The organism is Streptomyces sp. NPDC006283 (assembly GCF_040613325.1).
GTDB lineage: Bacteria > Actinomycetota > Actinomycetes > Streptomycetales > Streptomycetaceae > Streptomyces.
In genome coordinates this window covers 1-9754 of record NZ_JBEXRZ010000257.1, presented here as the reverse complement: position 1 = coordinate 9754, position 9754 = coordinate 1, and the positions used below count along the sequence as shown (strand labels likewise).

Below are 9754 nucleotides of genomic sequence, written 5' to 3'. Positions count from 1 at the left end.
TCGGTTCCGATGAACGTCACCACCGGGATCAGCGAGTTCCGCAGCAGATGCTTGCCAGGACAGCGGGCCGGGAAGGGGGCGGCGGCTCCTGCCCCTCAGATGTCCCGGAAGATCTCGATCTGTGCCCCCACCGAGTTCAGCCGCTCTGCCAGATCCTCGTAACCGCGGTTGATGACGTACACGTTGCGCAGGACCGAGGTGCCCTCCGCCGCCATCATCGCCAGGAGGACGACCACCGCCGGGCGCAGGGCCGGCGGGCACATCATCTCCGCGGCGCGCCAGCGCGTCGGCCCCTCGACCAGGACGCGGTGGGGGTCGAGAAGCTGGAGACGGCCGCCGAGGCGGTTGAGGTCCGTCAGGTAGATCGCGCGGTTGTCGTAGACCCAGTCGTGGATCAGGGTCTGGCCCTGGGCGACGGCGGCGATCGCCGCGAAGAACGGCACGTTGTCGATGTTCAGTCCGGGGAACGGCATCGGGTGGATCTTGTCGATCGGGGCCTCGAGTTTGGAGGGCCGGACCGTCAGGTCCACCAGCCGGGTGCGGCCGTTGTCCGCGGCGTACTCGGGAGTGCGGTCGTGGTCGAGGCCCATCTCCTCGAGCACCGACAGCTCGATCTCGAGGAACTCGATCGGCACCCGGCGGATCGTCAGCTCCGACTCGGTGACGACCGCCGCGGCGAGCAGGCTCATCGCCTCGACCGGGTCCTCGGAGGGGGAGTAGTCGACGTCCACGTCGATGTTGGGCATGCCGTGCACGGTCAGCGTCGTCGAGCCGACACCCTCGACCTTGACCCCGAGCGCCTCGAGGAAGAAGCACAGGTCCTGGACCATGTAGTTGGAGGACGCGTTGCGGATGACGGTCACGCCGTCGTGCCGGGCGGCTGCCAGCAGGGCGTTCTCGGTGACGGTGTCGCCGCGCTCGGTCAGCACGATCGGGCGGGTGGGCGAGACGGAACGGTCCACCACGGCGTGGTAGATGCCCTCGGTCGCGGTGATGTCCAGGCCGAAGCGGCGCAACGCGATCATGTGCGGTTCGATGGTCCGCGTCCCGAGGTCGCAGCCTCCGGCGTACGGCAGCCGGAAGTTGTCCATCCGGTGCAGCAGGGGCCCGAGGAACATGATGATGGAACGGGTCCGGCGGGCGGCCTCCACGTCCATCGCGTCCATGTCGAGCCCGGCCGGCGGCACGATCTCGAGGTCGCGGCCCTCGTTGATCCAACGGGTGCGCACGCCGACGGAGTTGAGTACCTCCAGCAGCCGGTAGACCTCTTCGATACGGGCGACGCGGCGCAGCACCGTACGCCCCTTGTTGAGCAGTGAGCCGCACAGCAGCGCCACGCAGGCGTTCTTGCTCGTCTTGACGTCGATCGAGCCCGAGAGCCGACGCCTGCCGACCACGCGCAGGTGCATGGGGCCCGCGTAGCCGAGAGAGACGATCTCACTGTCCAGCGCTTCACCGATGCGGGCGATCATCTCAAGACTGATGTTCTGATTGCCGCGCTCAATACGGTTCACCGCGCTCTGGCTGGTGCCGAGCGCGTCGGCGAGCTGCGTCTGTGTCCAGCCACGATGCTGGCGGGCGTCACGGATGAGCTGGCCGATGCGTGCGAGGTAGTCGTCTGCCATGGCTGGAAGGCTATCTCACATATGAGATGCAGCTGAGTCAGGGTGGGCCGTTCGGGTGACACCCGGTCATGCGCGGACCCTGCCTCGATGGTCGGCGCGCCGCCCGGTACCGGCAACCGCAGGGAGGGGCGGGGAAGGGGGTGGGGCAAGCCATACCCTCGTCCCTCCGTCAGGGCGGATGGTGCCGGCCGCGCCCCGGCTTCTACGGTGATCGGCATGCGCCCACTCCATCTGTGGCAGGCCCTGCCGCGAGCCGGATACCTGCTCTCCGCATGGCCCTGGCGGGCCGCCGGCTACCTGCTCAGCAGCGCGCCGGTCGGCTGCACGGTGCTGGTGGTGCTGCTGCTGGGCGTGGCGGTGGGCGGTGTCCTCGCGGTCGCCCTGGTCGGGCTGCCGCTGCTCGCGCTGCTCGCGTTCTCCGGCCTGCCCGTGGGAGCGCTCGAGCGCCGCCGGCTCGGGCTCGTCGACCGCAGACCCGCGCCGACCGCCCACCACCCGCCGGACGCGCCGGGCCTTGCGGCCTGGGCGCGCACCCGGCTCCGCGAGCAGGCGACCTGGCGGGAGCTCGGGTTCACGCTCGTCCTCGCCGTCCTGCTGTGGCCGCTGGACCTGCTTGTGGCGGTGGTGGCGCTCGGCGTGCCGCTCGGCCTGATGAGCGCGCCCATCGTGATGGCGACGGTCGGCGACGGCCAGGAAGCCCGCGTCATCAAGCTCTGGACGGCAACGTCCTGGCTCGAGGTGTTCGGCGCCGCGGCCCTCGGGCTTCTCGCGCTCGCGGTCGCCGGCTATGTCCTCGGCGCGGTGGCCGCGGCGCGGCTCGAACTGACCCGGCTCCTCATCGCCCCCGTGGAGCCGGAAGCGGGGGAGCGGCTCACCGAACTCGTGCGCTCCCGGGTCCGGTTGGTGGACGCCTTCGAGGCTGAGCGGCGGCGTATCGAACGCGACCTCCACGACGGCGCGCAGCAGCGCCTGGTCGCGCTTACCATGACGCTGGGCATGGCGCGTCTCGACGCCCCGCCCGGTCCCCTCGCCGACCAGCTCGCCAGGGCCCACGACGAGGCGGGCCGAGCCCTTGCGGAACTGCGCGAACTCATTCAGGGCATCCACCCCAAGGTGCTCGCCGACTACGGTCTCGGCGCGGCAGTCGCCGACGCGGCCGACCGGTCCGCCGTCCCCGTCGACGTCACCGTCGACCTGTCCGGGCGGCTCCCCGAAGCGGTCGAGGCGGCCGCGTACTTCGTGGTCTGCGAGGCGCTCGCGAACATCGGCAAACACAGCGGGGCGACCCGTGCGGCAGTGACGGGTAGGCACGAGGCGGGGCGGCTGGCGCTGGAGATCCGCGACGACGGCAGCGGCGGCGCGGAAGCCGGCAAGGGCAGCGGGCTGACCGGGCTCGCGGACCGGGTGTCGGTGCTCGATGGCAGAATTTCCCTCTCCAGCCCTCCCGGGGGGCCGACCCTGCTTCGTGTGGAGATCCCTTGCGAGTGGACCGAGCGCTTCGCGTAGTGCTGGCAGAGGACAGCGTGCTGCTGCGGGAAGGGCTGATCGCCCTCCTGGACCGCTTCGGCCACGAGGTCGTGGCCGCGGTCGGTGACGCCGAAGCCCTCGTCGCCGCCGTCGCGGAGCACACTCCGGACATCGTCGTCACCGACGTCCGGATGCCGCCCGGATTCCAGGACGAGGGCATGCAGGCGGCCGTCCGCCTCCGTACCGACAGGCCGTCCCTCCCGGTGCTCGTCCTCAGTCAGTACGTCCAGCGCACCTATGCCTCGGAGCTGCTCGACTCGGGGGACGGCTCCGCCGTGGGGTACCTCCTGAAGGACCGGGTCGGGCAGGTCGAGGAGTTCCAGGCCGCCCTGCAGGAGGTCGCCGCCGGCGGCACGGTCGTCGACCCCGAGGTCGTACGGCAGCTGATACGCCGCCGCAGGGACCCGCTGGAGCGGCTGACACCGCGTGAGCGCGAAGTGCTCGCGCTGGTGGCGGAGGGCCGGTCCAACAACGCCATCGCGCGTCAACTGGTCGTCTCCGAAGCGGCCGTGGGCAAGCACATCGGCTCCATCCTGGCCAAGCTCGACCTGCCCCCGGCGGACGCGACACACCGGCGTGTGCTGGCGGTGCTCACGTACCTCCGCGCGTGACGGCGGCTTCGGCGGCCCGCCGTCAGGGCCGTCGGACAAGGTCACGTGCGCGAGGCGCAGGGCCTCACCTCGGCAAGGCGCAAGTCCCTGCCGCCTGCGCGCCCGCCGCGCGGCCGGTCCTCAGCTCAGCACTTCGGCGATGACGTGCCGCGCGATGTCGGCCATGCGCGGGTTCGTCACCCGGTAGTGCCGCAGCTCCAGCAGCGCGACCGAGAGGGCCCAGCCGCGCCCCCGCGCCCAGGTGGCGTCGTCGGCCCCGACGGCCGCGCGGAAGATGTCGCGCGCCTCGGCCGGGATCACGTACCACGCCGCGATCATGTCGACGGCGGGTTCGCCCAGGCCCAGGCAGCCGAAGTCGATGACGGCACTCAGCCGCCCACGGCTGTCGATCAGCAGGTTCCCGGGCTGCAGGTCCGCGTGGATCCACACATGAGGGCCGTCCCAGGCGGGCACCGCAAGCGCCGCCTCCCACACGGCGAGCGCGGGGCGGGTGTCGACGATCCCGGTGAGATCCGCGAGCGCCCCGCGCGTGACGGAGTCCCGCGTAGCGAGGGGTTCGCTCCGGTAGGAGGCCGGCGCGCCCGCGGGATCGATCCGGTGCAGCGCCACGACGAACTCCGCCAGGTCCCGTGCGAGCGGGGCGGGTTGCGGGATGCGCCCGACGGCGGGGTTCTCGCCCTCGAGCCACCGGTAGACGGACCACGCCCGGGCGAAGGCCTCCGCCGGCCTGCCCTGGCCCAAGGGTTCGGGGACGGCGGCAGGCAGCGCCGGGGCGAGCCGCGGCAGCCACCGGTGCTCCTTCGCCACGTCGTCCGCCGAGCCGTCGGTGCGGGGGAGCCGGACGACCATGTCGTCCCCGAGCCGGTACATGTCGTTGGAGGTGCCCGCGGAGTCGATCGCCTTGACGGGCAGCTGCGCCCACTGCGGGAACTGGGCGGCGAGCAGCGAGCTCACCAGGGATACGCCGCTGTCCATGCGGTCGGGTCGGTCGGATCGCATCCCGCGAGCCAACCGGTTCGCCGCACCCCCGTCAAAGGATTATCGGGTCGTGGAGGCCACTCTCGGACTGTGGATGTTTACGGGCGAACTGCCAGGTCGAGCAGTTGCCGAAGCCAGCTGACGAATTGAGGGCAGCGCGGGTCCCAGAAACTGCAACCAGCGCCTCCGTCGTCGGTGGGTGTCAGGATCTGCGGGGAGCCGGATCCGGGATTCGGGAAAGGCTGGGCGGCGACCGGGGATGCGCTGCTCAGCAGGGCACCCGAGACCAGCACTACGGCTGCCGCCGTGCGAGCGGCGCGGGAAGAGAAGGACATTCGACACCTCCTGGATGCGACGTGCGCCTGTAACGCAAGGCTTGCACTACGTGACGCACAGTGCGCTCGGGGCGAGCCCGAACGAGGACCTCCCGCTACAGCCGACGGCCTCGCCGGGATCCGGCACGAATTCCGTGAGGACGCCTGTCAGGCGGGCGAGGGTTCAGAGTCGTCCCATGTCCATCCGGTTTCGGGGAACTGCTCGAGGAGGGCAGAGAGCGAAGTCGCCTGGTGGATGGCGGACGACCAGTCCTGAGCGGAGACGTCGAGCAGGACCAGGGGCGGGGGTTCCTGCCGAAAGTCGTAGGTGAGCATTTCGCGGCTTCCGTCGCCGCCGATGACGACGCTTCCGGGGAAGCGTTCCTGGAAGTCGCCGGCCTCATTGACTTCGATGAGCTCCGCGACGGCATGGATCATCAGGAAGTCGTCCGCAGGGGGAACGAACCGGGCCATGCTTCCTTTCCTGGCCACGAAGTCTCGGTAGTCCTCGGGAAATCGGACTCCGAAGCGGCCTTCGGCCTGCGCGATCCGGTCGTCGTTCGAACTCATGAGGACGTTCTATCAAGGCCGGTCATGCCTGATGGCCTTGGCGGATCCACCTCGGCGGGTACAGCCGCCCGGCACCCCCAGTGCGATCACCGGCACGACGAGGTCCGCTGAGGCGGACGGCCAAACGACTGGGTTCGCTGAGCAAACGCCTCGACCACATGAGAGCGGTCACGGGTGTCCGGGCATGACCTCCCAGCGGTCATGTACTAGAGTTATCTCGACATCGAGATATCTGCCGAAGGCGTACCGCACGCCGCCAGTCGGTAAGGCATACCTAACTAAGCCTTACCTTAGCGGATCGGCGAGGAGCCGTGGCGGCAGCATTGAGGTAGTACGCGCACATTGATGAAGGAGACTGTCGTGTCGGCGAACAGCTTCGACGCCCGCAGCACGCTGCACGTGGGCGACGAGTCTTACGAGATCTTCAGGCTGGACAAGGTCGAAGGCGCCGCGCGCCTCCCCTACAGCCTCAAGGTCCTGCTGGAGAACCTGCTCCGCACCGAGGACGGCGCGAACATCACCGCCGACCACATCCGGGCGCTCGGCGAGTGGGACTCCCAGGCCCAGCCCAGCCAGGAGATCCAGTTCACGCCGGCCCGCGTGATCATGCAGGACTTCACCGGCGTTCCCTGTGTCGTCGACCTCGCCACCATGCGCGAGGCCGTCAAGGAACTCGGCGGCGACCCGGCGAAGATCAACCCGCTGGCCCCGGCCGAGCTGGTGATCGACCACTCCGTCATCGCCGACAAGTTCGGCACGAAGGACGCCTTCGGCCAGAACGTCGAGCTGGAGTACGGCCGCAACAAGGAGCGCTACCAGTTCCTGCGCTGGGGCCAGACCGCCTTCGACGAGTTCAAGGTCGTCCCGCCCGGCACCGGCATCGTCCACCAGGTGAACATCGAGCACCTGGCCCGTACCGTCATGGTCCGAGGCGGCCAGGCGTACCCCGACACCCTCGTCGGCACCGACTCGCACACCACCATGGTCAACGGCCTCGGCGTGCTCGGCTGGGGCGTCGGTGGCATCGAGGCCGAGGCCGCCATGCTCGGCCAGCCGGTCTCCATGCTCATCCCGCGCGTCGTCGGCTTCAAGCTGACCGGTGAGCTCAAGCCCGGCACCACCGCCACCGACCTGGTCCTCACGATCACCGAGATGCTGCGCAAGCATGGCGTCGTCGGCAAGTTCGTCGAGTTCTACGGTGAGGGCGTCGCCGCCACCTCCCTCGCCAACCGCGCCACCATCGGCAACATGTCGCCGGAGTTCGGCTCCACCGCCGCGATCTTCCCGATCGACGGCGAGACCCTGAACTACCTGAAGCTGACCGGCCGTTCCGAGCAGCAGGTCGCGCTCGTCGAGGCCTACGCCAAGGAGCAGGGCCTCTGGCTCGACCCGGCCGCCGAGCCCGACTTCTCCGAGAAGCTCGAGCTCGACCTCTCGACGGTCGTCCCCTCGATCGCCGGCCCGAAGCGCCCGCAGGACCGCATCGTCCTCGCGAACGCCGCCGAGCAGTTCGCCCAGGACGTCCGCAACTACGTGGACGACGTGGACGAGGCGGGCAAGGAGTCCTTCCCGGCCTCCGACTCCCCGGCCAACACCCCGAACGGCGCCCCGTCGAAGCCGGTCACCGTGACCGCCCCCGACGGCTCGACCTACGAGATCGACCACGGCGCCGTCACCGTCGCCGCGATCACCTCCTGCACCAACACCTCGAACCCGTACGTCATGGTCGCCGCCGCGCTCGTGGCCAAGAAGGCGGTCGAGAAGGGCCTGACCCGCAAGCCGTGGGTCAAGACCACCCTCGCCCCGGGCTCGAAGGTCGTCACGGACTACTTCGACAAGGCCGGTCTGACCCCGTACCTCGACAAGGTCGGCTTCAACCTCGTCGGTTACGGCTGCACCACCTGCATCGGCAACTCCGGCCCGCTGCCGGAGGAGGTCTCCAAGGCGGTCAACGACCACGACCTGGCCGTCACCTCGGTGCTCTCCGGCAACCGCAACTTCGAGGGCCGAATCAACCCCGACGTCAAGATGAACTACCTGGCCTCCCCGCCGCTGGTCGTCGCGTACGCCCTCGCCGGTTCGATGAAGGTGGACATCACCAAGGACGCGCTCGGCATCGACACCGAGGGCAAGCCGGTCTACCTGCAGGACATCTGGCCGACCGAGGCCGAGGTCAACGACGTCGTCGCCAACGCCATCGGCGAGGACATGTTCAACAAGTCCTACCAGGACGTCTTCGCGGGCGACGCCCAGTGGCAGGCGCTGTCGATCCCGACGGGCAACACCTTCGAGTGGGACCCGCAGTCGACCTACGTGCGCAAGCCCCCTTACTTCGAGGGCATGACGATGGAGACCACCCCGGTCTCCGACATCTCCGGCGCCCGCGTGCTGGCCAAGCTCGGCGACTCGGTCACCACCGACCACATCTCCCCGGCCGGTGCGATCAAGGCCGACACCCCGGCCGGCAAGTACCTCACGGATCATGGCGTCGAGCGCCGTGACTTCAACAGCTACGGCTCGCGCCGCGGCAACCACGAGGTCATGATCCGCGGCACGTTCGCCAACATCCGCCTGCGCAACCAGATCGCGCCGGGCACCGAGGGCGGCTTCACCCGCGACTTCACGCAGGCGGACGGCCCCGTGTCGTTCATCTACGACGCCTCGCAGAACTACCAGGCCGCCGGCATCCCGCTGGTGATCCTGGCCGGCAAGGAGTACGGCTCCGGCTCGTCCCGCGACTGGGCCGCCAAGGGCACGGCGCTCCTCGGCGTCAAGGCCGTCATCGCCGAGTCGTACGAGCGCATCCACCGCTCGAACCTCATCGGCATGGGCGTCCTGCCGCTCCAGTTCCCGGAGGGCGGCTCGGCAGCGGCCCTGGGGCTGACCGGTGAGGAGACCTTCTCCATCTCCGGCGTCACCGAGCTGAACGACGGCACCACGCCGCGCACGGTCAAGGTCAGCACCGACACCGGTGTGGAGTTCGACGCGGTCGTCCGCATCGACACCCCGGGCGAGGCGGACTACTACCGCAACGGCGGCATCATGCAGTACGTGCTGCGCAACCTCATTCGTGGCTGAGCACAGCCGCGGTTGACGGACTGAGCGCAACGCGAAGGGGCCGCACTCCCGGCAAGGGAGTGCGGCCCCGGCGTTTTGACGATCAGATCCGGCGTGTCAGGGATCAGAAGAACAGGCGGTAGGTGTTCCAGCCGCTGTTGCCGATCTTGACGCGGGGCTTGAACGGCGCCGCGGCGCTGCCCGTGCCCTTGTACAGGTACAGCGCGCCCGCCTTGTCACGCGCGATCAGGTCGGACCTGCCGTCGATGTCGATGTCACCGACGGAGACCAGGGCGTTGAACTGGTTCCAGCCCGTGCCGATCTTGGTGCGCGTGGCGAACGGCGCCGAGTGGCTGCCGGTGCCCTTGTAGAGATACAGCGTGCCGCTGCCGTCGCGGGCCACGATGTCGGCCTTGCCGTCGCCGGTCAGGTCGCCCTTGCCGGTGATCTGGTTGTAGGTCTGCCAGCCGCCGCCGACCTTCTTGCGGACGTTGACCTTGCCGTTGCCGTAGCCGAGGTAGATCCACAGCGCACCGGAGCTGTCCCGGGCGATCAGGTCGTCGGCGACGCCACCCGCGAGGTTCCCGGGCGAAACGATTTTGTTGTAGATGTTCCAGCCGGAGCCGATCGAGAAGGGATCCTGGCCCCAGGCGCCGTAGTAGACACCACCGGCGCTGTTGATCTGCCAGTTGCCGTCGGAGCTGCCGTCGGCGTCGTTGTCCACCTGGGTGACGTGCTTGATGTTGTTCCAGTCCCAGCCGACCTGTATCCGGCTGTCCAGTCCGCCGGTGCCGTTGGGCGCGTAGCCGTACACGTCACCGGCGCTGTTGACGCCGTACAGCGCGTTGACGGGCGCGTCGCCCGGCTCGGCCTGGATGCCGAAGGTGCCGCCCGAAGCGGGCGTAGGGGCCTCGTTCGCGGTGGGCGCGGACGGAACCGGGTCCGCGGCGGACGCCGAGCCGGCGCCCATGCCGGTGACGAGCAGTGCGGCAGCAGTCGCCGCGGCAGCGAGGCGGGGACCAACTTCGCGCTGTGGGCGGGCGGGGCGGAAGGAGTGGAGCTGTGCCTGTTC

The 9754-nt window shown here is 69.5% G+C and carries 7 protein-coding genes; 3 read left to right on the top strand and 4 right to left on the bottom strand.

The window, feature by feature from the left end:
• Positions 1-95: 95 nt before the first annotated feature.
• Entirely contained in the window at positions 96-1625 is a 1530-nt protein-coding gene (locus ABZ070_RS32555) for a UDP-N-acetylglucosamine 1-carboxyvinyltransferase (RefSeq protein WP_356639184.1), read from the bottom strand.
• Positions 1626-1841: 216 nt separating this feature from the next.
• Here ABZ070_RS32555 and ABZ070_RS32550 point away from each other — a divergent pair, with 216 nt between their 5' ends.
• Both ABZ070_RS32550 and ABZ070_RS32545 read left to right on the top strand, forming a co-directional pair.
• Entirely contained in the window at positions 1842-3131 is a 1290-nt protein-coding gene (locus ABZ070_RS32550; protein WP_356639182.1) for a sensor domain-containing protein, read from the top strand.
• Positions 3131-3763, top strand: coding sequence for a response regulator transcription factor (locus tag ABZ070_RS32545; protein ID WP_356639187.1), 633 nt, complete (start codon positions 3131-3133; stop codon positions 3761-3763). Before ABZ070_RS32550 ends, ABZ070_RS32545 begins: the two co-directional genes overlap by 1 nt.
• A 120-nt stretch (positions 3764-3883) precedes the next feature.
• Here the strand turns inward: ABZ070_RS32545 and ABZ070_RS32540 are convergent, their stop codons facing one another.
• Together ABZ070_RS32540 and ABZ070_RS32535 are read right to left on the bottom strand one after the other, a co-directional pair.
• A complete protein-coding gene (locus ABZ070_RS32540) occupies positions 3884-4762 on the bottom strand; it encodes an aminoglycoside phosphotransferase family protein (protein WP_356639179.1) in 879 nt (292 codons plus the stop codon).
• Positions 4763-5223: 461 nt separating this feature from the next.
• Entirely contained in the window at positions 5224-5625 is a 402-nt protein-coding gene (locus tag ABZ070_RS32535; protein WP_356639177.1) for an SMI1/KNR4 family protein, read from the bottom strand.
• A 360-nt stretch (positions 5626-5985) separates the two neighbouring features.
• Here ABZ070_RS32535 and acnA point away from each other — a divergent pair, with 360 nt between their 5' ends.
• Positions 5986-8703, top strand: a complete 2718-nt coding sequence (acnA, locus tag ABZ070_RS32530) for an aconitate hydratase AcnA (protein ID WP_356639175.1) — start codon at positions 5986-5988, stop codon at positions 8701-8703.
• 103 nt (positions 8704-8806) lie between these two features.
• Here acnA and ABZ070_RS32525 read toward each other — a convergent pair whose 3' ends face one another.
• Entirely contained in the window at positions 8807-9667 is an 861-nt protein-coding gene (locus tag ABZ070_RS32525) for a VCBS repeat-containing protein (protein ID WP_356639186.1), read from the bottom strand.
• Positions 9668-9754: the final 87 nt, after the last annotated feature.